The following is a 26,349-nucleotide window of genomic DNA, read 5'->3' as shown; positions in this document are numbered from 1 at the left end:
AGAAAATAAATGGAATTTTTTCGGCATATTTTAGATTATGTTTTCTATGGCAGTGAGGGTTTGGCAGCTTTGGTCGCGCTGCTGTATCTGCCACGTTTGAAAAATACATACTGGAAGTATTTTGCAGTATACCTTATTTTTATATTCATCAGTGAGACACTGGCAGGGCAGAATGTGTTTTCGAAAGAAGGCAAAGTTCAGTTTTACAACTATCTTGTGATCCCGGCTCAGTTTTTATTTTTCTACTGGCTCTATGCTGCAAAATCATTTCAAAACCCGAAACTTTTCTACATATTTTCAGTTTCATACCTCCTTTCATTTATACCTCACGAAATACTTTTCAATTCAAAGAAAATCGTGTTTTCACTTAATTACACTCTTGGCTCTCTGTTTTTGCTGTACCTTGTTGTGCTGGAATATTACAGGCAGGTAAATTCTGCCAATATCCTTAATTTCAGTGACAACAGAATGTTTTACATCAACTGGGGCGTTACCGTTTTTTACATCGGCACATTACCGCTGTTCTCTTTCTGGAGCGTCTTTGCAAAACTCAAAGATGTATTCAGTATTTACTATATTTACTTCCAGATTTCAGGTATTGTAATGTATACTTTATTTGCAGTTTCATTTATTTTAGGAAAAGAAAAAGCTGGAGTATGGATAAAGCAGAGCTCTTAATTACAGTAATACTTTTTAACTTCTTTTTTCTGGGTTTTATCATTGCGATAATGATCTACATCAGAAAGTACAAACAGAGAAAGAAAGAGTATCTGTCTGAAATTCAGATTAAAAACGAGATACATCAGAAAGAGCTTCTCGCCACACAGCTTGAGATTCAGCAGTCTACGATGAAGCAGATTGGGCGTGAGCTGCACGATAACATCGGTCAGAAGCTCACTTTGGTAAGTCTTTACACGCAGCAGCTGCTTCACGAAAATAAATTTCCCGATGTGAATGATAAAATTGAGCAGGTTTCAGATATTATCAATCAGTCAATAGATGAGCTGAGAAGTTTGTCTAAAACGCTTACCGATAATAAGATAAGCCAAAACAGAATTGTAGAACTGATAATGGATGAAGTAAACGTTGCCAATGCTGTGAAAAAATGTAAAGTCTCTTTTCAACACGATTTTGAAAACTCAGATTTGAATTTCGAACATAAAAGTGTGGTGCTGAGAATTATTCAGGAGTTTATCCAAAACAGCATGAAGCATTCTGAAGCTGAAAATATTTTTATCAGTCTGAAATCTGGCAGAGAAACACAATGGAATCTTACCTTAAATGATGACGGAAAAGGCTTTGATCCAACCGCAGTGAAGTCAAACGGAATTGGGCTTACCAATATGAAAAACCGTGCAGAAATCATTGGTGCCGATTTTACTTTGACAAGTGAAAAAAATATTGGAACTTCGCTTAAAATTGTTTTAAATAAATAACTATGAAAAAAACAATTGTTCTTGTAGACGATCATATTCTGATCGCCAAAGCCCTTGAAGGTATTATCAGTCATTTTGCAGATTTTGAAGTCATTTACTGTGCAGAAAACGGCAAAGACCTGATGGATAAATTTTCTTATAACCGAAAGATTCCTGATATTATTCTGCTTGACATCAGTATGCCGGTGATGAATGGTTTTGAAACTGTTCTGTGGCTTACAGAAAATTATCCTCAGGTGAAAGTGATGGCGCTGAGCATGCAGGATGATGACAAAAGCGTTATTAAAATGATTAAGAACGGCGCCAAAGGCTATCTTCTAAAAAATTCGCATCCAAAAGATTTAGAAAAAGCACTGTCTGAGTTAATGAAAGAAGGATTTTATTATCCCGACTGGGCGTCAAAAATCATTTTTTCTAACGCAAAAACGGAGACTGAAATAATCAAAGGGGCAAAAATTTCAGAGCGGGAAAAAGAGTTTTTAAGCTACACAACCACAGAGATGAGCTACAAGGAAATTGCCCTAGAAATGGGTTGCAGCCCGCGAACTGTGGAAAGTTACCGTGATGCACTCTGCGATAAATTTGATCTGAAAACCCGTGTGGGCCTCGCGATCTTTGCACTAAAAAACGGTTTTGCCGAAACATAAAAAAAGTTGCTCCGTAAAAGCAACTTTTTTCTTTTTTAAAAACTAATTTCACATAATACCGGAAAATGATCTGACGGATACAGCAGATTTTCCCTTCGGTCACTGATGTGTCTGTGGGACTTTACCTTAAAACCCTTTACAAAAATATAGTCAATTCTTTCTTTTGGTATTATGTTGATATTAAAACCGGTAAACGTGCCTTTCGGTCCGTAATGTTTCTTATCTGAATGGTAAAAAGTGTCTTTTAGGTTCTGAGACAAGATTTTTACAGGTTCAGTATCTTCTGTCAGATTAAAATCTCCTGTCAAAACCAAAGGAAGATTTTTAGGGTTTAACTCTTTAACCTTTCTCAAAATTAATTCTGAAGATTTTACTCTTGCCAAATTTCCAATATGATCAAAATGAATATTCATTGCGAGAAATTCTTTTTTGGATTTTAAATCTTTAAAAAAGGCATACGTACAGATTCTGTTCAACGCGGCATCCCAGCCTTTCGAAGGTTTTTCAGGAGTTTCAGAAAGCCAGAAAGTTCCGGATTTTACAACCTGAAGTTTTTGGGTATCAAAAAATATCGCTGAAAATTCACCTTTATCTTTTCCGTCATCACGTCCCACGCCTACAAAATCGTAGTTTTTCAATCCCGATCTGATATCTTTCATCTGCTCGGGCAAAGCTTCCTGCACGCCCATCACGTCGGGATGATAATATTCTACCAAAGCTAAGGCTTCTTCTTTTCTTTTAGGCCAGGCATTTTCCTGATCAGATTCTACATTCAGTCTGATATTAAAAGACATTACTTTTAAATCCTGAGAAAATGCTATTGAAAAGTTCAGGACTGAGAAAAATATTACTAATTTCTTCATATTTTAAATTTAAAACAAAAATAGAATTTCAGCAGGAATTTTAAGTTTTAAAATAAATTATTTAAACATTAATTTTTCTGACAAATTCTGAAATTTCAATTCCCAATACAAGGATTTCGAATGAGCTTTAGCAAAATTTAAGAAGCTTATTTTAATATAATCAGTAAAGACTTCCTGCAGTTTTAAAAATAGACAGTGAGCATTTTTAAAAAGATAACGGGGAGTTTGGTAAATGCTCTCGGGGACTTCAGCAAAACTCCCGATTATTTAGTTGAAAGGTCTCAATGACGCAATCACAATAAAAAAGTCCGTTTCAGTTAATGTGAAACGGACTTTTTACATGTCGAATAATACTTAATATTACTCTTTCGTAAATTTCACATCTGTACCGCCCTGTGCGATATTGAAAGATTTTTTGTCCTTGCTGAAAGTAATTTCAATCTGAGCCATCTCATAAGAAAATTTGTTGTCACCCAGATATTCCAGAGGAAAAGCCTGCTGACCTGTCGCCTGAGCAAAGAGCTGTCCGTCTTTCTCGGTAAGAAATATTTTTACAGGAACCTGTTTATTGCTGAAAGTTCCAACAAAATCTTTAGGGTTGATCTTATCTGTAGAAGCAGTAGCCTGAGCTGAACTCCACGTGTTGTTTTTTAAATTAACATCAGGAATTGAACTCGTTGGATCAAGTTTTACTTCGCTGATTTCTTTAGTGGAATTTACCTTGAATGTCCAGTCGTTATTTCTCTTCCAAACTTCTACAGGAAGTTTCACAGTATCAGTACTTCCGTCTTTAAATTTAAGCTGAACCGTCGTAGGCATCGGCAATTGACCTAAGTTTTCAACTGTAATCTGCGCCCCGTTTTTGAAATCCCCGTTCACATATTTTACAGTTTTTATAGCCTGATCCACTTTCCATTTGTTGATAAACCAGCCTCTCCAGAACCAGTTCAGTTCTTCACCGGAAACATTTTCCATAGTATGGAAGAAATCCCACGGGGTAGGGTGTTTAAACGCCCATCTGTCTATATAAGTTCTGAAAGCTTTGTCAAATTTTTCAGGACCTAATACAGATTCACGCAAAACGCCAAGACCAAGACCCGGTTTGTAGTAAGCAAGAGTTCCAATGTTTCTCTCCTTCATATTATCTGGGCCCACCATGATTGGCTCAATATTATCCGTCATCAGATAGGGTCCAGACTGTGCTACGTTTTTCTTACGGTAGTATTCTCCGTTGTTGAAAGCTTCCGTAGAAAGCTCGTTGATAAAAGTGTTGAAACCCTCATCCATCCACGCAAAAAGTCTCTCGTTAGAACCTACAATCATCGGGAACCAGTTGTGTCCAAATTCGTGATCGGTTACTCCCCAAAGACTTTCACCTGCAGAATCCATGTGGCAGAAAACAATTCCGGGATATTCCATACCGCCTTCATTTCCTGCTACGTTGGTTGCTGCGGGATAAGTGTATTCGTACCATTTTTTAGAATAATGTTCTATAGATGCCTTTGTGTATTCTGTAGATCTTCCCCAGGCTTTATCACCGGCACTTTCTACCGGATAAGCAGAGATGGCAATAGATTTTTTACCGCTTGGAAGATTGATTTTTGCTGCATCTAAAATAAATGCCGGCGATGATGCCCATGCAAAATCTCTGGTCTGGGTAATCTTAAATTTCCAGGTTTTAGTTCCTGATGCCTGACCGTTTTTTACCTCAGATTCTTTTCTGATTATCACCGTCTTGTCTGAATTTCTTGCCTGTTCCCAACGTTGGTTTTCTTCTTTTGAATACACTTCTTTCGGGTTTAAAAGTTCTCCCGACGCTACAACGTAATGATTAGAAGGAACGGTAATGTTTGCCGTGATATCTCCGTATTCCAGATAAAACTCTGATGCACCAAGGTATGGAAGCGTGTTCCAGCCCATCACGTCGTCATACACGCACATTCTTGGGTACCATTGAGCAAGAGTGTAGATGTTTCCGTTTTTAGTTTCTTCAATTCCCATTCGGTCTGAACCGTATTTTGGGGAAACGAAAGAATATTCTATTTTAATTTTTGCCTTTCCACCTTTTGCTGCAAGATTTTGTGGGAGATCAATCTGCATTCTTGTATCGGTAACGGTGTATTTTACCTGTTTGCCATCGTAGGTCACAGATTTGATTTTATATCCGCCATCAAAAGCTTCGCCATGGGCTCCATTTCTGCTTCCGGATAAAGGAACTACAGCATTCCCTCTGGAATCTTTAGCAAATAAATTCTGATCAAGCTGCAGCCAGAGGAAACCCAGCTGATCAGGGCTGTTGTTTACATACGAGATTTCTGCGCTTCCTGTGAGTTCGTTTTTCTTTTCATCAAGGCTGATGTCAAGTTTGTAATCTGCAGAATTTTGCCAGTAAGCGTGACCGGGCTGTCCGCTTGCTGATCTTGTTTCCGTACCTGTCTGCGGATAGAAAAACGGTTTGAAAGCTTCTACAAAATCGTACTTTGGAGCTTCTTTAGAGGTTTCCTGGGCCGAAAACTGAGCCGAAACCGCAAAAACGGCAGCTATGAAAATTTTTGAGGAGAATTTAAAATTCATTTGGGAAAGGTTTAATTTAGAATGATAAGTAAAGAAAATCCCGGAATCGTTACAAATTTCGGGATTAAAAGGGATAAAAAGTTTTAGTTTGATTTTTTAGCTTTAATCATGGCTTCCAGAGCGTCCCACATTTCCTGCGGAATGTCTTCCAGCATATTAAATTCACCGGCGCCCTGCAGCCATTCGCCACCGTCGATGGTTACCACCTCACCGTTCATATATGCAGAGTAATCTGAAACAAGATACGCAGCAAGATTTGCCAGCTCCTGATGTTCGCCTACTCTTCTCAACGGTACTTTTTTTCTCATATCAAATTTCTCCTGCAAATTTCCCGGCAACAGCCTGTCCCATGCTCCTTTGGTAGGGAAAGGTCCCGGTGCAATGGCATTAAAACGGATTCCGTATTTTGCCCATTCAACGGCTAAGCTTCTGGTCATTGCCAAAACTCCCGCCTTAGCACAGGCAGATGGAACAACGTATGCAGAGCCCGTCCAGGCATAAGTGGTTACTATATTTAAAACTGTTCCTGATGTTTTGGAATCAATCCAGTGTTTGCCGATGGAGAGCGTGCAGTTCTTTGTACCTTTTAAAACAATATCTAAGATCGAATCAAATGCAGAGTGCGTCAGTCTTTCCGTTGGTGAAATGAAATTTCCGGCTGCGTTGTTTAGAAGAATATCAATTTTGCCAAATTCTTTTAGGGTTGCTTCCTTCATGGCTTCCACTTCGTCCCATTTTCTTACATCGCAGGCAACACAAAGGATTTTTCCGCCGGTTTGTTCTTCTAATTCATCAGCTGTAACCTGTAGCTTTTCTAAATTTCTGGAGGTAATCACCACTTTCGCTCCCAATTCGAGGAAATATTTGGTCATTGCTTTTCCAAGACCGCTTCCGCCACCGGTGACGATGGCTACTTTATCTTTCAGTGCGTCTTCCCGCAGCATGGGCTGAGTGTACAAGTTCATAAATTTATTTTTCCTAAAAATAATAAATATTGAGCGGATGAAGTTTAAAAATTTCAGATAAATGATGTTATAAATAACTGTTTTAGGTTTTAAACAAAAAACAGCCCTGTAAAAATTACAGAGCTGCCGACACTTTTATATGTATGAAATTTTTATTTTGCCACTACCGTTCCTTTAAAAGAAAGTGTTTTGGGAGTTTTGCTGTCGCTGGTAGTTACAGTTACCGTCTTCACAAATGCTCCGGGATTTGCTGCATTGAAGTTGGCAGCTACAAATCCTTTTTTACCCGGTGCGATAGGGGTTTTGGTATAATCTGCAGTTGTGCATCCACAAGCTGGAGCTACGTTTTCGATGATGATGGGTGCTTTTGAAGTATTCGTAAATTCAAATCTGATCAATTTAGGAGTTCCCTGAGGAATGTTTCCCACGTCTATAGATTCAGCTTTCCATTTGATTGCGTCAGCGATTACGTTTACAATTGCATTGTTTGCAACAGGCAGAACTTCAGCATAGTAAGTAGAGAATGCTAAAACGGCCAATAAAGCGGAGATTTTTAATTTTTTCATAAAATTATATTTATTGTTATTATTCAGTTCTAAAAATCCATTCCTGAATTTTTGATGTAACAAATTTACTGTAGATTTTGGTAATTATTGTTAATCACTTTCAAAGATTTGTTAATGAGTTGTTAACAATGAAAATAAAACAGATATTTTTAGATAATATTGTCTCTGAAAATGGAAATTAAGAAACTCAATATCGTTATAACCTTAGGTCTTGTGGCCATCGTGGGAATTTTGATCGCCCAGCTTTTGTGGACGAGGCAGGCCTATAATCTGGAAGATAAAAAATTCAACCAAACTGTGAATATAGCATTGCTGGAAGTTGTGGAGAAACTTTCTGCCCCAGGAACTTCATTTGCAAAAAGTCCCATTCAAAATATCGCTAATGATTATTATGTTGTCAATATCAACAATGAATTTCACCCCGATGTTTTGGAACATTATCTGAAAACCGAATTTACAAGGCTTCAGATCAACACCAATTACGTTTATGCTGTTTACAACTGTCACAGCGACAAAATGCTGTACGGAAAATACATCAGCCCCGAAACAAAATCTTCTGAACACAAGAAAATCAGTTTTCCAAAACATGATAATCTTACCTACTATTTTTCGATCCGTTTTCCGGATAAGACAACTTACCTTATCAGTTCGCTCAGATTTTGGTATTTGCTTACGTTTGCCCTGATCATCATACTTTTGGTGTATGTTTATTCTATTTATACCATTATTCAGCAGAAAAAATTCTCAGAACTGCAGCGGGATTTTATCAATAATATGACGCATGAATTCAAAACGCCGCTTTCGTCGATACTTTTGGCTACAGAAGCTTTAAACAAACAGCAGTCTGTGATTGAAAATCCTAAGCTTCAGAAATATACTTCAATTATATCGAATCAAAGTTTAAAACTGAACAGTCATGTAGAAAAAATTCTGAATATTGCAAAACATGATGCTTCCGGTCTGGATTTAAAGCTGGAAAAAATACATCTAAATTACTTTATCAAAGATATTTTGGAAGTCTTAAAACAGAAAAATGAAAATCTGAAAATTGAACTGGAAATTGATGACAATCTGGTGATTTATGCCGATGAATTTCATTTCAGTAATGTAATTTATAATCTTTTGGATAACTCGGCAAAATACTGTGATACCAATCCGGAGATTAAAATTTTTTCTTTAAAAGATTCAAAAGGCTTATATTTAAAGTTTCAGGATAATGGGATGGGAATTCCGCCAAAAAATATTCCTCAGATTTTTGATAAATTCTACAGAGTAAATTCTAAAAAAAGTGATGAGGTTAATGGTTTTGGGCTCGGATTATTTTATGTGAAAAAGGTGGTGCAGCAACATCACTGGAAAATTTCTGTAGAAAATAATAAGGAAAGCGGAATTACAACAACATTGTTTATCCCGAATAATTAAGTGTAAACCATGGGGAAATCTAAAATTTTATACGCTGAAGATGACGAAACGATTGCGTTTCTCATTCAGGACAGCCTGGAAAATTTTTACGACATTCAGCATTTTTCAAACGGAAAATCAGCTTTAGAGGCCTTTGATAAAGATCAGTTTGATATTTGTCTTCTGGATATTATGATGCCTGAAATCAACGGTTTTGAAGTTGCGGAAAAGATCCGTGAAAAAAATTCTGAAATCCCTATTATTTTTACTTCGGCAAAAGCGTTAAAGGAAGACAGGATAAGAGGTTTAAAAATTGGCGCAGATGATTATCTGGTGAAGCCTTTCAGTATCGAAGAACTGATATTAAAAATTGAAGTTTTCCTCAAACGATCAAACAAAACAGAAGCCGTTCCATTAAAGTATAAAGTTGGAAAATATAGTTTTGACCCTAAAAATTACACATTATCTGACGGTCAAAATACAGTTTCCTTAACTCAGAGAGAATCTGATCTGCTGTTCTATTTTATCCGCCACAAAAATACTGTGTTGAAAAGACAGGATATTTTAAAAGCCATCTGGGGCGATGACGATTACTTCATGGGAAGAAGTCTGGATGTTTTTATCTCAAGACTCCGAAAGGTTCTGGCTGATGAAGAGCAGGTTTCCATTGAAAATATTCACGGAATCGGGTTTCGTTTTTCTGAAAAGTAAATCTGAATGAAATTTGATTTGCATTAATTTAAACCATAACACTTTACGGCTGATTTTTATTTAAATTTACGCATCTAATAAACCTTCATGAGAAAGCCGGCAATTCTTCTTTTTATCATCGTTTCCATTTTCAGTTTAAATCTGACTGCACAAAAAACGGAAATGTTAATACAATACGTAAATCCTCTCATCGGAACTGAGAAAATGGGGCATACCTATCCCGGAGCAACGTCACCTTTCGGAGCGGTACAGCTGAGTCCTGAAACCGACACGATTTCTTACGCTTTAAATGGAAAATACAACGGTGAAGTTTACAAATACTGCGCAGGCTATCGCTATGAAGACAAAACGATTGTAGGTTTCAGTTCGACCCATTTCAGCGGAACCGGACATTCTGATTTGGGAGATTTTTTAATCATGCCGACTGTAGGAAAACTACAGTTGAATCCCGGAACCTCTTCCAATCCTGAAAACGGCTACCGAAGCAGATTTTCACATCAGAATGAAAAAGCAGAAGCTGGATATTACAAAGTAAAACTGGATGATCACAATATTTTAGCTGAACTGACAGCAACTACAAGAGTTGGCGTTCACCGTTACACCTTTCCAAGGTCTGATCAGGCGCATATAATTTTAGATTTAATGGCCGGAATTTACAATTATGAAGGCAAAAATGTCTGGACTTATGTGCGTGTAGAAAATGGAAATACTTTAACGGGTTACCGTCAAACCAACGGTTGGGCAAGAACCAGAACAGTTTACTTTGCGATGAAATTTTCAAAGCCTTTTAAATCTTACGGTCAGAAAAATTACGATGGAAAGCAGGTGTACAATGGTTTTTGGAGAAAATTTGATCAAACCAAAAACTTTCCCGAAATCGCCGGAAAAAATCTGAAAATGTATTTTGATTTTGACACCAATGAAAATGAAGCGATTGAAGTAAAACTCGCAATTTCACCTGTAAGTCAGGCAAATGCGATGGAGAATTTAGAAAAAGAAACCGGAAATCTATCTTTTGATGCAGTCAGAAAACAAACTCAGGAAATCTGGAATAAAGAATTAAATAAAATAATCGTTCAGGGTTCTGAAACCAATAGAACTAACTTTTATACGGCGATGTATCACACCTTCATCAGTCCGACAACGTACACTGATTTCAACGGCGAATACAAAGGTTTAGACCAAAATATTCATAAGGCAGAAGGTTTTACGAATTATACAACATTCTCAATCTGGGATACTTACCGTGCACTACATCCTTTTTTCAACATCATTCAACCCAAACGGAATAATGATATGGTGAAATCGATGCTGGCACATTACAACCAGTTTTCGATGAAGATGTTGCCAATCTGGTCACATTATGCCAACGACAACTGGTGCATGAGCGGCTACCACAGCGTAAGTGTAGTTGCGGATGCGATCATCAAAGGAAATTATGACGGAGATGCAAAAGCTGCCTTGATGGCCTGTATGGAAACTGCGAACAAAAGAGATTACGAAGGCATCGGTTTTTATAATGACAAAGGCTATATTCCTGCGGAAAAAAGTGGAATTTCAATTTCAAATACCTTGGAATACGCTTACGATGACTGGGCAATTGCTCAATTGGCAAAGCATTTGGGCGAAACGGAAATTTACAGTCAGCTCATCAAACGTTCAGAAAACTGGAAAAATAATTATGATAAAAGCATCGGATTTATGCGTCCGCGATTGGAAGATGGAAGTTTTAAAAAAGATTTTAATGCCTTAAGCACGCATGGGCAAGGCTTCATCGAAGGAAACTCATGGAATTACAGTTTTTTTGTCCCTCATAATCCCGATGAGTTGATTACCGTGATGGGTGGAAAGAAAAAATTCGCTTCAAAATTAGACGAACTGTTCACAATGCATCTGCCAGACGAGTTTTTTGCAGATACTGAAGATATTACCAGAGAAGGAATCATCGGCGGCTATGTTCACGGAAACGAACCTGCTCATCACGTTGCTTACCTTTATAATTGGGCAGGACAAGCGTGGAAAACGCAGGAACAAATCAGAAGGATTTTGGAGATGCAATACAAAGCAACACCCGATGGATTGGGCGGAAATGACGATGCCGGACAGATGAGTGCTTGGTATATTCTGAGCTCGCTTGGTTTTTATCCGGTCGCTCCTGGTTCGGAAGATTATGCAATCGGAAGTCCGGCTGTTGAACGTGCTGTTTTATATTTAGAAAACGGAAAAACTTTTGAGATTGAAGCGGTTGATCAAAGTCCCAAAAATATCTATGTTCGGAAAATTCTATTAAATGGAAAGGAAATTAAGAATTTTACATTGAAACATTCAGAGATTATGAATGGCGGGAAACTTACTTTTTACATGAGTGGAAAACCGAAAATGTAATTTTAGAAAGTCATTGCGAAGGACGAAGCAATCTGTTGACCTAAAATATATTGCTTTTGATGGAAATATTACTTTGCGTTCCCAATCAGGCCAAATAAAAGTTTTTCCTTGATTTCTTCCCTGATGTCATCCGTAGATTCAATATTTCTTTTAAACCAGAAATAAGAATTATTCAGGGTATGAAGAATAAATCTTGTCGTGAAAGTCGGCGATTTCAGTTCCCAGTTTTCGGCAGTGTAAATTTCAGAAATCAGCTGCTCAACTTCCTGCTGATAGTTTTTTCTTAAATCTACAAATTCCGTCAAGCGTACTTCCAGATGTTTCCATTCATTAGAGTAAATGTGCGTCACATCACGGTTTTTCAGAACAATAGAAAGATGTTTGTCAATAAAAAGATTGAGTTTTTCTTTTGGTGGAAGGCTGGTGGTTTTTATCACTTGAAGTTCATCAAAAAATTCCTGAGCCACACCGAAACAGATCCATTCTAAAATTTCTTCCTTCGAACGGATGTGCGCATAAAGAGACGCTGCTTTAATGTTCAGCTTCGTTGCCAAATCCCTTACAGAGCTTGCCGGATACCCTTTTTCTTTAAAAAGTTCTATGGCAACTTCCAGTATTTTCTGTTGTTTTTCTTTCAATTCCATGATAGGCTACAAAAGTAAATATTCTGAGTTTAAATCTATTCTTTTTGATGAGTGATTTTCAAACTATGGCCTTTTACGATTTCATAAAATTTAAAAATCGTTAGACTCACCAATTTTAATAATCAAATCTATCAATTTTAAGCAAAAACGGAAATTTTGTCTTTTTTTAAATGCTAATGAAATGTTAAATTCGGAAATTTTGACCTTATTTTTTATAAAATCAATAATTGAATACTTTTTGCGATAAAGGTTTCAGAATAAATGATTGAGTGAACATTAAGAATTTAAATCTTAAAAATTTAACTTCTTAATGTTTTTTAAAAACTAAAGTTGAACTGAATTTGATACAATTCAAAGATCAATTATCATTTATTATAAGGAAACAATTAATTATAAAAGTATGAATCTAAATCAATATACAGTAAAGTCACAGGAAGCCATTCAGGCTGCACAGCAGGTTGCTATGGAATTTGGCAATCAGCAGATTGAACCGCAACATCTTCTGGAAGGAATTTTTCAGGTGGATGAAAATATATCGCCTTTCTTGCTCAAAAAAGCGGAAGCAGATGCAACGTTGGTAAGAGAGCGCAACAGAGAAAATTTAGAAAAACTCCCAAAAGTTCAGGGAGGAAATATTTACCTTTCGCAGTCAGCCAACAAAGTTCTGTTGGATGCACCTAACATCGCCAAAAAAATGGGTGATGAATTTGTAACCATCGAACATCTTTGGCTTTCACTTTTAGAAACCAGTTCTGAGGTTTCGAAAACTTTGAAAGATATGGGTGTAACCAAAAGCCTTCTGGAAGGCGGAATCAAAGAATTAAGAAAAGGCTCGAAAGCAACTTCTGCAAGTTCGGAAGAAACGTATCAGTCTTTAAATAAATATGCAAAAAATTTCAACGAACTCGCAGCAGAAGGGAAATTAGACCCGGTTATCGGTCGTGATGAAGAAATCAGAAGGGTTTTACAGATTCTTTCGAGAAGAACGAAAAATAACCCGATTCTGATTGGTGAGCCAGGCGTTGGTAAAACCGCAATTGCAGAAGGAATTGCGCACAGAATTATTTCCGGAGATATTCCTGAAAATCTAATGGATAAAACCTTGTATTCTTTGGATATGGGCGCTTTGATTGCCGGTGCAAAATACAAAGGTGAGTTTGAAGAGCGATTGAAATCCGTCATCAATGAAGTCACAAAATCAAACGGACAAATCATTCTTTTCATCGATGAAATCCACACTTTGGTGGGAGCCGGAGGTGGTGAAGGCGCAATGGATGCTGCGAATATCTTAAAACCCGCTTTGGCAAGAGGAGAATTAAGAGCGATCGGTGCGACAACTCTAAATGAATATCAAAAATATTTTGAAAAAGATAAAGCGCTTGAAAGACGTTTCCAGAAAGTAATGGTGGAAGAACCGGATACAGAATCTGCGATTTCCATTCTTCGTGGAATTAAAGATAAATATGAAGCGCACCACAAGGTAAGAATCAAAGATGAAGCGATTATTGCTGCGGTGGAAATGTCTCAGCGTTATATTTCAGACCGATTTTTACCGGACAAAGCGATTGATTTAATTGATGAAGCTTCAGCGAAGTTGAGAATGGAAATCAATTCAAAACCTGAAGAATTGGACGTTCTCGATAGAAAACTGATGCAGATGGAAATTGAATTGGCTGCCATTTCAAGAGAAGGCAATCAGACAAAAATCGACCATTTAAAAGAAGATATTTCAAAAATTTCCGAGCAGAGAAATGAGATCAATGCCAAATGGCTCAAAGAAAAACAAAAATCTGAGGATTTAACCTCGATTAAAAAAGATATTGAATCTCTGAAACTGGAAGCAGAAAGAGCTTCAAGAGCTGGAGACTATGCAAAAGTTGCTGAAATTCAGTACGGAAAAATTAAAGAGAAGGAAGATGCTTTGCAAAAACTTGAACTGGAGATGCAAAACCATCAGAATGAATTGATTAAAGAAGAAGTAACCGCTGACAATATCTCAGAAGTGATTGGAAAATGGACAGGAATTCCTGTTACAAAGCTACTTCAATCTGAAAGGGAAAAATTATTGCATCTGGAAACTGAACTTCATCACAGAGTTGTTGGTCAGGAAGAAGCGATTCAAGCAGTTGCTGATGCTATCAGAAGAAACAGAGCGGGATTGAGCGACGAAAAAAAACCTATCGGAAGTTTCTTGTTTTTAGGAACAACAGGTGTTGGTAAAACTGAGTTGGCAAAAGCTTTGGCCGAGTTTTTATTTGATGATGAAAATAATATGACGAGAATCGACATGAGTGAATATCAGGAAAGACATTCTGTCTCTCGTTTGGTTGGTGCGCCTCCAGGATATGTTGGCTACGATGAAGGCGGGCAATTGACGGAAGCTGTAAGAAGAAGACCTTATTCAGTGGTGCTTTTAGATGAAATTGAAAAAGCGCATCCTGATGTTTTCAATACCTTATTACAAGTTTTGGATGATGGTCGTTTGACCGATAATAAAGGTAGGGTTGTGAATTTCAAAAACTCAATTATCATTATGACTTCGAATTTGGGTTCGCATATCATTCAGGAAAATTTTGAAAATATCACCGAAGAAAATCAGGATGAAATTGTAGCTAAAACTAAAATTGAAGTTTTTGATTTACTGAAACAAACTTTACGTCCGGAATTCCTGAACAGAATTGATGAAACCGTATTGTTCCAACCTTTAAGAAAAAAAGAAATCGGAAAAATCGTGCAGTATCAGTTGCGAGGTTTCAATGATCTATTGGCAAAGAGAAATATCATTATGACTGCAACACAGGATGCACTTAATTATTTAACCAACAAAGGATACGACCCGGTTTTTGGAGCAAGACCTTTGAAAAGAGTAATTCAGCAGGAAGTATTGAATAAATTATCAAAAGAAATCCTCGCAGGAACTGTAAATGACGGTGATAGAATTACCTTGGATTATTTTGAAGAGACAGGTTTGGTTTTCAGACCCACAGAAAAGTAATAGTTTTTTCATATTTAGTTTTTTAAAATTCCGGTTGGAGGTATTGCTTCCGACCGGAATTTGTTTTTAAACCTGAACTTCTAAATTTTTAAAATCATATATAAATCAACTGCGTTTTCACAACCTTTCTCCCTAAACTTTCCAAAACAGATTTGTAATTTTCAATCTGAGCATCATTTTTTTCGTTTTCCTCTCCGGTTTTAAAATCTACAATCACGTATTCATTCTGATGTTTCAGAATCCTATCTGGTCTGTAGATTTTTGTAACTCCGTTTTCAGAAATCATAATGTCTTTTTCGTTGATGACTTCCCATTTTTCATCAAAAAATTCGCTGTGCTGATTAATAATTCTGAGTAGATTTTTTTCAATATCCATTTTCTCTTCCAGCGTGATTTGACCTTCAAGAATATATTTTTCCAAAACCTTTGCAATGTCTTTTTTAGTATTGATTTTCGAAAGAAGTTCGTGCACAAAAAGACCGATTCTCACTTTCTCAATTCTTGTCTGATAATTTTTAGAAGGCGTCGCTACCTTTATTGAAGTTGTCTTTTCGTTGAGGTTCTTCAGCTCAGTAATATTTTTGGATCTGAAAGAAGATTTTTTATGGAAAACCTTTTTCTTCAGCATTTCAGGGTCGGTAGGGTAGATATCAAATTCATCTGCATTTTCGGTGTTTTTAGTTTGCACAAACTCCAAAATTTCAAGGTTATTGGAAGTTTTATTTGCTTTCTGAATGTAAAAAAACAGCTGTTCAACAGGTCGTGTTGTCGCAACGTATTGTAAACAAAGTCTGTCAACAAAATTTTTGTAGGAGTTTTCCTGATTAAAATTTCCTATTTCTTCATCATAAACCTCAAGATTTTTGCTGAACTGGCTGATATTTACAGACTGTAAAATTTCGTTATCGCCTGTACCGAACCAATTGGTAAACTCTGCGTCACGGTTTTTGTTGATCATTGGGATAAAAACAATAGGAAACTCAAGTCCTTTTGCTTTATGGATGGTCATAATCTGAATCGCATCAATGTTTTCCGATGCCTGAATGGTATGTTTCGAAGCCTCTTCATCCCAGTATTTCAAAAATTCTTTGGTGCTCGCTCCGGCATTCTGAGTAAAGTTGAAAAGCATCTCGAGAAAGTTCAGAAGGAAATCGGTTTCCCTGTTTTCCACTGAAAATTCATTGATGTAAAATTCAACAAAATTATAGAGGTTAAACTTTGGGAAATCATCCTGGAAAAGCTTCACACCATATCTCTGCTGAATAATTTCTGCCTGTAAGTTATGGTCAAAAATATTCAGAATTTCCTGCATTCCAACAGTGAAGTCATCCATCAAAATGCGTCCGGACTTTCTCAGAAAATACATCATCATGATGAGGCTCGTCTTGTTTTTTCTGTTGCTCTGCCATCTCAGAAGTTCGATCACAGCATTTAATGTATCAGATAAATCCAGCGTCAGTCCTTTATCCGAAATCGTTTTTATGTTGGTGATTTCTCCTTTATAGTTGACCGTTAAATTCCCCAGTTTCTGAGAATAGCTGAAAATGTCAAAATTGCCACGGCACAGAATCGTAATATCCGAAAATGAAAAACCGTTATCCAGACTTTCCTGTATATCTTTCTGCATTTTCTCTGAAGTATCTGTGTAAAAATCTTCGTTGGTAAGATTTTCAATCAAATTGACCTTTACTCTACCTTCGATTGATGATTTTGGATTTTGCTCACCGTCATTTCCAAAGATATTTTTGTGCTCATTATTCAGATTTTCAGAGTGAAAACGGTACAGGTCATTATTGAAATTCACAATATTTTTCGCACTTCGCCAGTTGTCTTTTAAAACTAAAAGTGATGCTTCTTTCGGAGTGATTTCTTTCTTGCTGATAATGTCGAGCATCAACTGACTTTCACCACCGCGGAAACGATAAATGCTCTGTTTCGGGTCGCCCACCAATGTAAAAGAAGTGTTGTCACTCGAAACAGCGTGATCCCTTAAGGGAAGAAAATTCTGCCACTGAAGTTCTGATGTATCCTGAAATTCGTCAAAGAAATAATGATGGAACTGAGAGCCAACTTTTTCATAAATAAATGCCGAAGGTTCACTTTTCAGGTTTTCATTAATTAAAATATTAAATTTTGAAAGCAGAACCAAATCGTTTTCTTCTTCAATTTTTTTCAGCTCATCCTGGATATCTTTATTCACTTTCATTGGTAAAAGTGCGGCAAGGATCTTTTCTTTTTTCTGGGTTTCAATAAAAATTTTAATAAGTTCCAGCCGGTTTTGAATGAGCTCATCCAGAATTTCCCTGATGTCTGCTTCTTTATGTTTAGATTTTGCCGAACATATCTTTTGAAAATTGTTCTGCGCAGATTCTTCACTGGCGGGAAAAGGAAAATCTTTTCTCGTCTTCTGATAAAAATCTTTTACTTTCACAAAAAAACCGCCCAAACCGTTTTTGCCCTGCGCGAAATCTTCCACTTCAACAGCTCGGTCTGTGAAAAGCTGGATGGAGCTTAAACTCAGTTCCAGTGAACGTTTTTTATTGGCTGAAATTTCTTTTCGGAGCGTATTTTTGATGTTCTCATAACTTTCGTGATCAAAATCTTTATTCTTCTGAAGATTTTCATAATGAATGTCTTTCACAAATTCTTTGGCAGAATCGTAGAGGTTTTTGTTCAGGTTTATTTTTTCATTGTTTTCCAAACTGTAATCCACATAATCCATAAATGAATTTGAAATGACTTCGTTTTCGCCAATCTGATCGAGCATTTTGTCTACAGCTTCAATTAAAAAAGGTTCAGGATCAATTTCAAGATTAAAGTTTTTGGCTAAACCCAGTTCGTAAGAAAAACTTCTCACAAGACGGGAATTAAAACGGTCAATCGTCCCGATATTTAAAGTGGAATAATTGTGAAGAACGTAATCTAAAAGCTTCTTTGAGCGGTAATGAAGTTCATGAATATCTATTTTCAAACCTTCCTCTTCAAAAGCGATTTGAATATTTTTTAAATCTGAATTTTCGGCATAATTATTTTCGGTAAATCTTCCCAGCCAGGATAAAATCCGCTCTTTCATTTCGTTGGCGGCTTTGTTGGTAAAGGTCAAAGCAAGAATATTTCTGATAGACTGATGCTGATTGAGATAGCGGAGGCAAATCATCAGAAGTTTCTGTACCAGAGCATACGTTTTACCAGACCCGGCAGAAGCATTGATCACCGTATATGAATTTTGCATTTTTGAAGACAATTTAAACTGCAAGATAATATATTTTCTGTAGGATTTTTAACAGTAGCGATCAGTATTTTAACAAATTTGAACCAAAAATTAATAAGAATTGACAAAACGTGTTAATGCTGGTTAAAATTTAATTTTTAAACCGAATAAATTTTAGCTTTGCTGAAAATAAAACAATGGCCTGTGAAATGTAAATTACTTTTTTTCTTTTCGTTTCTCTTTTCACTCAGTTTCCATGCGCAGGAATATATTTTCGGGAAAACGGTTTCTGAAGAAAATGCAGAAATGCGTAACGTCACGGTAATCAACATCCGTACAGACGAAAGAGTGCTGACTAATGATGATGGTCATTTTATGATATCAGGAAGACAGGGTGACAATCTGCGTTTCATACTTTTGGGATACGAACGTTTTCAGACGGTGGTAACTGCTGAAAATTTAGAATCACCTTTAAATATTACCCTGAAAAGAAGTGAGCTTGCCATTGAGGAAGTTGTTTTGAAAAAGAAGCTTACGGGTGATCTTGAGATTGATATAAAGAATTACAATCCGCCCACGAAGGTTCAGAAATTGAAAGCTGACTTGGGAAAATACATGAGCCAGAAATCTGATCCAAGAGTGCTTGCCGCGAAACCAGGGGAATTTGTTCAACCCGTTACGAAAGGTACTTTCAGTTTCGGTAAAATAAAAGACAAATGGGATGATGTGGATTTTATGAATTACCTGATTCAGGCATTAGGAAAAGATTATTTTGCCGAACTGAAGATTGAAAATTCTCAAATTCAGCATTTTATCTACTATATTTTCAACAGCGGCTTCGAAAGAAAGCGCATCCTGAAATACGGATACTGCAGCGATGGAGATGTAAACCGTTTCAAAGGTGCTGTTCTCCTGAGAATCAACTCCTATAAAACCCCTCAAACGATGGCAAAATGATGAAAAAGTTTTTTCTGATTTTTCTCCTGATTTCTGCTTTTTCTTTGGCTCAGACTGTTGTTTCAGGAAAAATTCTGGATGATAACGGTCATGTACAAGGTCAGGTTTTGGTGTTGAATTTTAATACAAGTCAATCAGTTTTTTCAGATTCAGAGGGTAATTTTAGTATCATCGCAGACGATAAAGACGAGCTTCGTTTTATAAAAGAAGGTTTTTACAGAAATGAATTTAAGATTGAATCAAAAGATTTTTTTGCCACCCGACAGATTATTTTGAGGCCTGTGGAAACGCTTATTCCTGAAGTTAAAATTCAGTATCAGCCCACCGGAAATCTGGAGAAAGATGCGAATAATGCAGGTGTTTCAAAGAAAATTGCAGGACTTAATTCTAAGATGAATGAGTATATGAAATCTCCAATGACAGAAGCTCTACCTGAAAATGCGACGCCTAAATCTTTTCAGCCACACAATTTTAGTGAAGGACAGGTGAGTCTTATTGGAGTTGCTGAAGCAATCGCAAAATTGATAAGCGTAAAAACTACAAAGCCTGATTATTATGAAACCAGAGATTTTCTCGCCAGACTAAAGTCTGAAATTGATCTCAGTTATTACAGGAAGTTCGGGATGGGAGATGAAGGAATTGACCGCTTTCTCTTGTATGCAGAAGATGTTTTTTTGCTCTCAAAAAAGTATCGGAAGAAGTTTGATAAGGTAAAGATCTCCAATGAACTGATGTCAGCATTTAGCGAATATAAAAAGACTAATAATCTTGAATATTAATGATAAACGACATCATGAATTTCGTTTGTTGTCTCACCTAAATTTGTAGGCTGAAAATTAGCCAACAGCCACAGGTCAAGTTTCTTTTTTCCGTTGCCATAGCTTGGCTGGATATACATTTCATCGATTAAGCTGAAACCGTTTTTTTGATAAAACGAAAATCTTCGTTTTGAATTTTCATTCAAATTTTCCGGCTCAATCTCCAGAATAATTCTTGGATGGTTTTCCTTTAAAAGATCAATAATTTTTGAGCCTGCTTTTTGATTTCTAAACTCAGCAAAAACTTCAAAATGTTCTACAAAAATAAAATCGGAAAGTTCCCAAATGATGACGTAACCGATGTTTTCACTTTCGTTAAAGACTGAAAAAACCTTAACGTTTGGATGGGTAAAAAGTTGCACAAACTTCATCCAGTCGCGTCTTTCGTCTTCGGGAAAAGAGGAAGTGTACGAACTGTAAATCTGTTTGATTCTGTAATCGTCCGGAGAATTAATTTGGTGCAGTTCCATTTTTAAAGATCAAAAACACTTGGTCTTCTGGTGATAAATATATCTTTAACCCAAAGCGTAAAGGCCAGACCCAAGTAAATTAAAAAGAAGACTCCGGCAGTTGCGAAAGTAGAGTAAATAAAGAAAACCCGAAGTTTGGAAACAGGTATTCCCAGCTTGGCACCCATTCTAGTGAGTACTCCAAACCATTCTCTTTCCATTTTGTGACGAAGGTTGTCAAACATTTTTATTCTCTTTTAAAATCTTAAATCCGATGCTGCAATTTAAGCAATTTTTCGGTGTGCAGTTGCTTTTAAAATGATAAATCAGGCTTTGGCTTTGAAGGGATGTTTTAAATTTTAAACCTAAATTTTTCCAGCCATCAATAACCGAGTTTTTCTCTGCACTTATTTCTCTGTAAAAGTCCAGAATTTCGTCTGCAATTTCTTCGTTTTGATACTTATGGTAGGTGTATTTTAAAGGTAATACAGAATTGAGAATCATCAGCTCGGTGAATTCTTTTGTTACAGTTTTCTCCTGTTCCGCCGGCGATATTTTCCCGAAATTAAAATGGTTATCCCAGTATTCTGACGCTTTAATGTGTTTAAATATTTCCAGAAGTTCTGCAGTTGTTTTAGAATTTATTATTTTCGAAAAGAGATTTTGATGCTGATGATACAGATCTGCCAGTTGCGAAAGACGGATGGTGGGAAAGTTTGGGGGTCTCAATCTCAGAAATTTCGGACGGATGATGAGCGAGGGTAATTCAAACTTGGCATGTAAAAATTCAAATTCTCTTTTCCAGATCTGCATCTGTGGATCTTCAGGTTTCTCGAGCCAGCCTGAAATTCCGAACAGCAAAGCTTCAAGCTGCGTTTTGTTTTGTCTGATTTTATTGAAGACCGTAAAATCAATGCTTTCTGCAATCTGTTTAAAAATCTGGGCATTTACTTTCAGACCGAAAGAGTAGGCCAGGCTGTGGAAGAGCACGGCTTCGTAATTATTTTTAAATCTCTTCAGGTCTTCTTCAATTTGAAGCGATTTTTCTTCGAGCTTTTTGAGCAGGCTTTCTTCATAAAAATGCACGGGAATTTTTTGAGGATCAAACAAATCTTCACATGCTATAAACTGACTTTCTTTTTCCAGCTTTTCATATTTTGCGAAAATAGATTTATCAATATGATTAATGAGTTCCAGTGTAGGAATATTTTTTAATTTAAATTCATCAATGTCTGCGTCATTCTGATAAACAACGTGCAGAATAATGTTGTCATAATTGGGATCTTTGGCATGCCGGTGAAAAATCCAGTCTGAAGATCTTACGTGGAGCTCAATGTTTCCGGCTAAAATGACGTTGTTGATTTAATCTTTGCCATCAGAAAATCGGGTCCGGAATCTCTGTTCCATTTTCCGAAATCAATGATTTCAATAAGATTTCCGTTGGTGTCTTTAAAATTAAAATTGGTAAAAACCTTATAATTCCAAAGGTATTGAAGCAGTTTTTCGTTCATTATCTGTGAATTTGTGTAGAATAAATTTACAGAATTTTAGAGAGATAATGATCAACTTATTTGTTGAAATTTACCCTTTAATTTTTCAAATAATTTTTAAATTGAAAATAAAACTCCGAAGTCAGGAGACTTCGGAGAGCTGGAGTGACTAATATTTAACCAATATTTAAAATCAATCCAATTTTCTGATCCACTAGTGACAACGTATTTTTAAAATTTTTCAACGTTTCATTTACATCATTTCTAGTATAACTGTAAAAAGAACCATTTAAATCTTTGCAAAAGACCTCAAAATTTTCGGTGAAATTTTCTTGCTTTATAAGATTTAAGATATTTTCTTTATCATCTAATGCAAAAATAAAAACAGCATGATTTCTGTTCTTAGAAATTTGCTCCCCATAGTCTCTCAACCCCAATTTAATACCTTTTTCGTCGATAAAATATACCAGAAGATCGCTGAACAAATGCGAATAAAATTTACAATCAATATTTGTCGTAGTTTTATTCAGGTAATCCCAATAAGTATCGGTGATTTTACCGTACCACGTTTTTCTGATTTCTGACGCCTTGACTAAATCCGTGATTGAACTATCCAAATCAAATTTTCTAATATCTACAATCATCATGTTTTTTACTGCCAAAGTTTTAAATGAATGAAATTTTTGCTCTTTATACTTTCGTGAGTTCCCTTTTAAAATTCTCAATCGTCGTTTTATACATTTCCTCGTAAATCGGGAGAACGTTTTTCAGATCAAATTTAATTGCCTGCAGCTTGGCATTTATTTTCATCTGAGCTAAAAGCTCCTCATTACTCAAAAGTTTGATACAGTAATTGCTCATCGCTTCTACATTTCCAATCTCAGCAAGAAAACCTGTTTCCCCCTGAATGTTTACTTCGGGAATTCCTCCGGCGTTAGAGCTTATAACAGGCGTGTTTGCAGCCATTGCTTCAAGAGCGGCAAGACCGAAACTTTCCTGTTCAGACGGAAGTAGGAAAACATCAGAAAGCTGAAGGATTCTGTACAAGTCATTCACTTTACCCAGAAGTCTGATCTTGGAAATCAGTTCGGGATTGTGTTCCAGAAACTCATTCACTTTTTCCATATCAGGACCTTCACCAATGATGATGAGTTTAGATTTTACCTTTTTCTCAACGTTTTTAAAAATCTGGAGAACTTCTTCCACACGTTTTACAGGTCTTAAATTGGAAACGTGAATCAGAATTTTTTCATCTGCATTAGCAAACTGTGTGCGCTGACATTCATTGCATTCATCAAATTCAGAATTATCGATAAAATTGGTAATCACCTGAATTTCTTTTTTAATTCTGAAAAACTGAAGCGTGTCTTTCTTTAAACTTTCAGATACCGAAGTAATCGCATCAGACTGGTTGATAGAAAACTCAACCGCATGCTTGTAACTCGGATGTTGTCCTACCAAAGTGATATCGGTTCCGTGAAGTGTTGTTACCAAAGGGATGTCATTATCGTCTCCCTTCAGCATCTGCTTTGCCGTGAATGCTGCATAAGCATAAGGTATTGCGTAATGCGCATGCAGCAAATCGAGTTTGTAAAGATTTACAACCCTGTAAATCATCGAGCTCAACGCAATATCGTAAGGCTGATACTGGAAAAGCGGATAGGTCTGCACATTTACCTTGTGAAAAAATATATTGGGATTTGTAATATCTAATCTTGCAGGCAGTGCAGAACTGATGAAATGTACCTCGTAGCCTTTGTTGGCAAGAGACATTCCGAGCTCTGTTGCTACAATTCCGCTTCCTCCGTATGTTGGGTAGCAAAGTATGCCTATTTTCATTTTTACTTATTTATATTTTGGTTGGATAATTTTCAGTTTAATTTTTAGATTTAAGATCAATTCCCGCACCTGCTTTCAGAATATCATTGACTAAAACCGGAAGTCTTCCGTGAATTTTTGTCTTTCCTTTTAATGCATTGGCTGTTGCTGTCATCGAATCTTCATTGTTTTCGTAAGAAACCAAAACGGTTGAAATTTTAGACAAATCAATATCCTTCAAAGCATACGGACTTCCGAAAACATTTAAAATTACATTGTGCTTTTTAGAGAGTTCTGTGAGGATTTTCTTAGATTCCGCAGAGATTTTGTAAGGTTTGTACGCGGTAGAATTGTCTTTATGAAAACCTACCAAAACCGTTGATCCGTCCGGCATCGTTTTAATCTCATTTGCCTTTTTCAAATTAATTAAATTCCCCATTTCATTGGCAAAAGTCTGATAAGGAGCTTCTTCCAACGGAACATAATACGTGTTTTCTTTTAAAGGTAAAAGTTTCTTTTCGTCTTTAATTAAGGTTAAAGCGTTCGCGTACATTTCCTGAACGATCGCCGTATGTGAAGCATTGTTCAGATCAGAATTGATATTTTGCGGATTTTTAGGAGTGTATTGACTTAAACCTAAATAGTATTTGGTTAACAAGATTTTCTTTACACTTTCTTCCACTCTTGCCTGGGAAATTTCGCCGCTATCAATTGCTTTCTGAATTAATCTTTTACCATCAGCAACACCCTGAGAAAACAACATAATGTCGTTTCCTGCTTTAAATGCTAGTGCATCCAGTTCGCCAGGTTTGTATTTATTGGCTACAGCGCCCATGTTTAAAGCATCAGTGATAATTAAACCTTTGAAGCCAAGTTTCTCCTTCAGTAATTCTGTTACAATATTTTGTGATACGGAAGCTGGAATTCCTTTTCCAGATTCCAAAGCTGGTACGTAAAGGTGAGCGACCATCACACCGCCGATATTTTTATTCATTAAAGCTTTGAAGGGAGCAATTTCCACGTCATTTAACCGGTCGATTTTATGGGAAACTACGGGTAGATCAAGGTGAGAATCTGTGCTGGTATCGCCGTGACCGGGGAAATGTTTGATCGCAGCCAAAATATTGTTGTTCTGAAGACCGTTGGAGTAGGCGAGTGCAGATTTAGTCACATTTTTCACCTCTGAACCGAAACTTCTGTTCCCGATAATGGGATTATTCGGGTTTGTGTTGACATCCACCACCGGCGCAAAGTCCCAGTTGATCCCCATTCTGTGGCAGTCTTCTGCGATTTTTGCAGACATTTTTTCGATCAGATCTTTCTCCTGAATAGCACCGAGTGTCATTGCCCACGGATATTTGTGAGCTGTGGCAATTCTCTGGTACAATCCCCATTCTGCATCCATCCCAATCATCATTGGAGTCTTCGATTTTTGCTGAAATTCATTAATGAGATTGATTTCTCTTGCTGCATCGTCCTGCATCAGTATCAGACCGCCAATCTGCTCTATGTTTACTATATTTCTGATTTCATCTATATGATTTTCACCTTTATTGGTGTACAGTGCAACGATAAAGAGCTGACCCAGTTTTTCGCTTTGGGAGAGGGAATTGTATCTGTCTTCTACCCATTTTTCAGCTTTTTTAATATCCTCTTTAGACCAGTCTTTTGGCTGGTACTGAGCGTGAAGATTTACATTTAAAATTAATAAAACGATAAGTGTTACGTTTGCTAATTTTTTCATATTTAAATAGAATAAACACAAAAATACAACTAAATAATCAGCCTTAAACAAGTTTTTAAATTTTTTGGTATATGATTTGATTTGGCAACAACAATTAATTATATAAATTTTTTACAATGAAAAAAATATTTCCAATTTTCATATTTGCATTGCTCAGCATTTTTGTAGTAAGTTGTGATAATAATGATGATGTAGTAGTGCAGGAGCCTGTTAATAATACAGCAAGAATGCGTGATGTGTCTGGAACATTAACAGCGGCTAATACCTATTCTATTAATACAGGAATAAATATACTGAGTACAGATGTTGTTTTAGTATACAGAAACTATAATTCTAATTTGGCTGGCTCAAGCCCTGTTTGGCAACTGCTTCCAAAAACTTATTATTTAAGTGGAGGAAGAGAGTTAGATTTCAACTTTCTTTTTGATCAGAGTAATGTAGAAATTTTTTCTGAGGCAAATTTTGATCAGGCAACAATGTCTGCTGCTGAAGCTGCTGAATATAAAACAAATCAAAGTTTCAGAATTGTTTTAGTGCCTGCAGATCCGGCTAAACATTCATCCCCGCCGGTGGATTATCAGGATTACAATGCTGTAGTAAAATATTATAACCTTGATGGATCAAAAGGTAAATAATCACAGAACTTTTCAATTTTTTTATAATTAAAAAAGCTTC

21 protein-coding genes and 1 pseudogene are annotated in these 26,349 nt (G+C 36.5%); 10 read left to right on the top strand and 12 right to left on the bottom strand.

The window, feature by feature from the left end; all coding sequences use genetic code 11:
* Positions 1 to 9: 9 nt before the first annotated feature.
* The 3 genes from ASG31_RS00570 to ASG31_RS00560 are packed head-to-tail and all read left to right on the top strand — an operon-like array spanning position 10 to position 2,083.
* The gene (locus tag ASG31_RS00570) at positions 10 to 678 is read left to right on the top strand and encodes a hypothetical protein (protein WP_056026608.1); all 669 of its coding nucleotides are present in this window, start codon (positions 10 to 12) and stop codon (positions 676 to 678) included.
* Positions 657 to 1,436, top strand: coding sequence for a sensor histidine kinase (locus ASG31_RS00565; protein WP_056026605.1), 780 nt, complete (start codon positions 657 to 659; stop codon positions 1,434 to 1,436). The genes ASG31_RS00570 and ASG31_RS00565 overlap by 22 nt, the downstream gene beginning before the upstream one ends.
* A gap of 2 nt (positions 1,437 to 1,438) precedes the next feature.
* Positions 1,439 to 2,083, top strand: coding sequence for a response regulator transcription factor (locus ASG31_RS00560; protein WP_056026602.1), 645 nt, complete (start codon positions 1,439 to 1,441; stop codon positions 2,081 to 2,083).
* Positions 2,084 to 2,118: 35 nt separating this feature from the next.
* On the opposite strand, the gene ASG31_RS00555 is transcribed toward ASG31_RS00560, so the two are convergent.
* The 4 genes from ASG31_RS00555 to ASG31_RS00540 form a co-directional block, all read right to left on the bottom strand.
* The gene (locus ASG31_RS00555; RefSeq protein ID WP_056026599.1) at positions 2,119 to 2,946 is read right to left on the bottom strand and encodes an endonuclease/exonuclease/phosphatase family protein; all 828 of its coding nucleotides are present in this window, start codon (positions 2,944 to 2,946) and stop codon (positions 2,119 to 2,121) included.
* A gap of 360 nt (positions 2,947 to 3,306) precedes the next feature.
* Positions 3,307 to 5,520, bottom strand: a complete 2,214-nt coding sequence (locus tag ASG31_RS00550) for a M1 family metallopeptidase (RefSeq protein WP_056026596.1) — start codon at positions 5,518 to 5,520, stop codon at positions 3,307 to 3,309.
* A gap of 83 nt (positions 5,521 to 5,603) precedes the next feature.
* Complete coding sequence (locus ASG31_RS00545; protein ID WP_056026594.1) at positions 5,604 to 6,485, bottom strand: SDR family oxidoreductase; 882 nt, start codon at positions 6,483 to 6,485, stop codon at positions 5,604 to 5,606.
* A 152-nt stretch (positions 6,486 to 6,637) separates the two neighbouring features.
* A complete protein-coding gene (locus ASG31_RS00540; protein ID WP_056026591.1) occupies positions 6,638 to 7,051 on the bottom strand; it encodes a DUF1573 domain-containing protein in 414 nt (137 codons plus the stop codon).
* 171 nt (positions 7,052 to 7,222) lie between these two features.
* On the opposite strand from ASG31_RS00540, the gene ASG31_RS00535 reads away from it, so the two are divergent.
* The 3 genes from ASG31_RS00535 (at position 7,223) to ASG31_RS00525 (ending at position 11,548) form a co-directional block, all read left to right on the top strand.
* Positions 7,223 to 8,473: a sensor histidine kinase gene (locus ASG31_RS00535; protein WP_056026588.1), complete on the top strand. Its 1,251-nt coding sequence runs from the start codon at positions 7,223 to 7,225 to the stop codon at positions 8,471 to 8,473.
* 9 nt (positions 8,474 to 8,482) lie between these two features.
* Positions 8,483 to 9,163, top strand: coding sequence for a response regulator transcription factor (locus ASG31_RS00530; protein ID WP_056026585.1), 681 nt, complete (start codon positions 8,483 to 8,485; stop codon positions 9,161 to 9,163).
* An 87-nt stretch (positions 9,164 to 9,250) separates the two neighbouring features.
* Complete coding sequence (locus ASG31_RS00525) at positions 9,251 to 11,548, top strand: GH92 family glycosyl hydrolase (RefSeq protein ID WP_082504387.1); 2,298 nt, start codon at positions 9,251 to 9,253, stop codon at positions 11,546 to 11,548.
* 68 nt (positions 11,549 to 11,616) lie between these two features.
* Here the strand turns inward: ASG31_RS00525 and ASG31_RS00520 are convergent, their stop codons facing one another.
* Positions 11,617 to 12,192, bottom strand: a complete 576-nt coding sequence (locus ASG31_RS00520) for a TetR/AcrR family transcriptional regulator (protein ID WP_056026582.1) — start codon at positions 12,190 to 12,192, stop codon at positions 11,617 to 11,619.
* Between the two features lie 400 nt (positions 12,193 to 12,592).
* Between ASG31_RS00520 and clpB the strand changes: the two genes are divergently transcribed.
* Positions 12,593 to 15,187 (top strand): ATP-dependent chaperone ClpB, encoded by a 2,595-nt coding sequence (gene clpB, locus ASG31_RS00515; protein ID WP_056026578.1) that lies wholly within the window; start codon positions 12,593 to 12,595, stop codon positions 15,185 to 15,187.
* Between the two features lie 94 nt (positions 15,188 to 15,281).
* Here the strand turns inward: clpB and ASG31_RS00510 are convergent, their stop codons facing one another.
* On the bottom strand, positions 15,282 to 18,419 hold the full coding sequence (locus tag ASG31_RS00510) for a UvrD-helicase domain-containing protein (RefSeq protein WP_056026575.1): 3,138 nt from the start codon (positions 18,417 to 18,419) through the stop codon (positions 15,282 to 15,284).
* 183 nt (positions 18,420 to 18,602) lie between these two features.
* On the opposite strand from ASG31_RS00510, the gene ASG31_RS00505 reads away from it, so the two are divergent.
* A complete protein-coding gene (locus ASG31_RS00505; RefSeq protein WP_056028000.1) occupies positions 18,603 to 19,355 on the top strand; it encodes a carboxypeptidase-like regulatory domain-containing protein in 753 nt (250 codons plus the stop codon).
* Positions 19,352 to 20,134, top strand: a complete 783-nt coding sequence (locus ASG31_RS00500; RefSeq protein ID WP_056026572.1) for a hypothetical protein — start codon at positions 19,352 to 19,354, stop codon at positions 20,132 to 20,134. The genes ASG31_RS00505 and ASG31_RS00500 overlap by 4 nt, the downstream gene beginning before the upstream one ends.
* Here ASG31_RS00500 and ASG31_RS00495 read toward each other — a convergent pair.
* The 6 genes and pseudogenes from ASG31_RS00495 to ASG31_RS00470 all read right to left on the bottom strand — a co-directional run bounded on the left by ASG31_RS00495 (position 20,131) and on the right by ASG31_RS00470 (position 25,674).
* Entirely contained in the window at positions 20,131 to 20,643 is a 513-nt protein-coding gene (locus tag ASG31_RS00495) for a GNAT family N-acetyltransferase (protein ID WP_056026569.1), read from the bottom strand. The genes ASG31_RS00500 and ASG31_RS00495 overlap by 4 nt on opposite strands.
* Positions 20,644 to 20,645: 2 nt before the next feature.
* Entirely contained in the window at positions 20,646 to 20,867 is a 222-nt protein-coding gene (locus ASG31_RS00490; RefSeq protein WP_056026566.1) for a PspC family transcriptional regulator, read from the bottom strand.
* A pseudogene (locus ASG31_RS00485) lies at positions 20,860 to 22,133 on the bottom strand (DUF2851 family protein). The gene ASG31_RS00490 and the pseudogene ASG31_RS00485 overlap by 8 nt, the downstream one beginning before the upstream one ends.
* A 155-nt stretch (positions 22,134 to 22,288) precedes the next feature.
* A complete protein-coding gene (locus tag ASG31_RS00480; protein WP_131725477.1) occupies positions 22,289 to 22,774 on the bottom strand; it encodes a hypothetical protein in 486 nt (161 codons plus the stop codon).
* Positions 22,775 to 22,802: 28 nt separating this feature from the next.
* The gene (gene bshA, locus ASG31_RS00475; protein ID WP_056026560.1) at positions 22,803 to 23,951 is read right to left on the bottom strand and encodes an N-acetyl-alpha-D-glucosaminyl L-malate synthase BshA; all 1,149 of its coding nucleotides are present in this window, start codon (positions 23,949 to 23,951) and stop codon (positions 22,803 to 22,805) included.
* Between the two features lie 37 nt (positions 23,952 to 23,988).
* Positions 23,989 to 25,674 (bottom strand): glycoside hydrolase family 3 protein, encoded by a 1,686-nt coding sequence (locus ASG31_RS00470; RefSeq protein ID WP_056026557.1) that lies wholly within the window; start codon positions 25,672 to 25,674, stop codon positions 23,989 to 23,991.
* Between the two features lie 116 nt (positions 25,675 to 25,790).
* Between ASG31_RS00470 and ASG31_RS00465 the strand changes: the two genes are divergently transcribed.
* Entirely contained in the window at positions 25,791 to 26,309 is a 519-nt protein-coding gene (locus tag ASG31_RS00465) for a fimbrillin family protein (protein ID WP_056026554.1), read from the top strand.
* Positions 26,310 to 26,349 lie beyond the last annotated feature (40 nt).

It is taken from the genome of Chryseobacterium sp. Leaf404 (genome assembly GCF_001424145.1).
Taxonomy (GTDB): Bacteria; Bacteroidota; Bacteroidia; order Flavobacteriales; family Weeksellaceae; genus Chryseobacterium.
This window is presented reverse-complemented; position numbering and strand designations above follow the sequence as displayed.

Excerpts from the sequence above, each read along its gene's own strand:
- ASG31_RS00465 (WP_056026554.1), top strand. The coding sequence starts at position 25,791 with ATGAAAAAAATATTTCCAATTTTCATATTTGCATTGCTCAGCATTTTT.
- bshA (WP_056026560.1), bottom strand. The coding sequence starts at position 23,951 with ATGAAAATAGGCATACTTTGCTACCCAACATACGGAGGAAGCGGAATT.
- ASG31_RS00495 (WP_056026569.1), bottom strand. The coding sequence starts at position 20,643 with ATGGAACTGCACCAAATTAATTCTCCGGACGATTACAGAATCAAACAG.
- ASG31_RS00470 (WP_056026557.1), bottom strand. The coding sequence starts at position 25,674 with ATGAAAAAATTAGCAAACGTAACACTTATCGTTTTATTAATTTTAAAT.
- ASG31_RS00530 (WP_056026585.1), top strand. The coding sequence starts at position 8,483 with ATGGGGAAATCTAAAATTTTATACGCTGAAGATGACGAAACGATTGCG.
- ASG31_RS00510 (WP_056026575.1), bottom strand. The coding sequence starts at position 18,419 with ATGCAAAATTCATATACGGTGATCAATGCTTCTGCCGGGTCTGGTAAA.
- ASG31_RS00570 (WP_056026608.1), top strand. The coding sequence starts at position 10 with ATGGAATTTTTTCGGCATATTTTAGATTATGTTTTCTATGGCAGTGAG.
- ASG31_RS00565 (WP_056026605.1), top strand. The coding sequence starts at position 657 with ATGGATAAAGCAGAGCTCTTAATTACAGTAATACTTTTTAACTTCTTT.
- ASG31_RS00545 (WP_056026594.1), bottom strand. The coding sequence starts at position 6,485 with ATGAACTTGTACACTCAGCCCATGCTGCGGGAAGACGCACTGAAAGAT.
- ASG31_RS00525 (WP_082504387.1), top strand. The coding sequence starts at position 9,251 with ATGAGAAAGCCGGCAATTCTTCTTTTTATCATCGTTTCCATTTTCAGT.
- ASG31_RS00550 (WP_056026596.1), bottom strand. The coding sequence starts at position 5,520 with ATGAATTTTAAATTCTCCTCAAAAATTTTCATAGCTGCCGTTTTTGCG.
- ASG31_RS00540 (WP_056026591.1), bottom strand. The coding sequence starts at position 7,051 with ATGAAAAAATTAAAAATCTCCGCTTTATTGGCCGTTTTAGCATTCTCT.
- ASG31_RS00490 (WP_056026566.1), bottom strand. The coding sequence starts at position 20,867 with ATGTTTGACAACCTTCGTCACAAAATGGAAAGAGAATGGTTTGGAGTA.
- ASG31_RS00535 (WP_056026588.1), top strand. The coding sequence starts at position 7,223 with ATGGAAATTAAGAAACTCAATATCGTTATAACCTTAGGTCTTGTGGCC.
- ASG31_RS00500 (WP_056026572.1), top strand. The coding sequence starts at position 19,352 with ATGATGAAAAAGTTTTTTCTGATTTTTCTCCTGATTTCTGCTTTTTCT.
- clpB (WP_056026578.1), top strand. The coding sequence starts at position 12,593 with ATGAATCTAAATCAATATACAGTAAAGTCACAGGAAGCCATTCAGGCT.
- ASG31_RS00520 (WP_056026582.1), bottom strand. The coding sequence starts at position 12,192 with ATGGAATTGAAAGAAAAACAACAGAAAATACTGGAAGTTGCCATAGAA.
- ASG31_RS00560 (WP_056026602.1), top strand. The coding sequence starts at position 1,439 with ATGAAAAAAACAATTGTTCTTGTAGACGATCATATTCTGATCGCCAAA.
- ASG31_RS00555 (WP_056026599.1), bottom strand. The coding sequence starts at position 2,946 with ATGAAGAAATTAGTAATATTTTTCTCAGTCCTGAACTTTTCAATAGCA.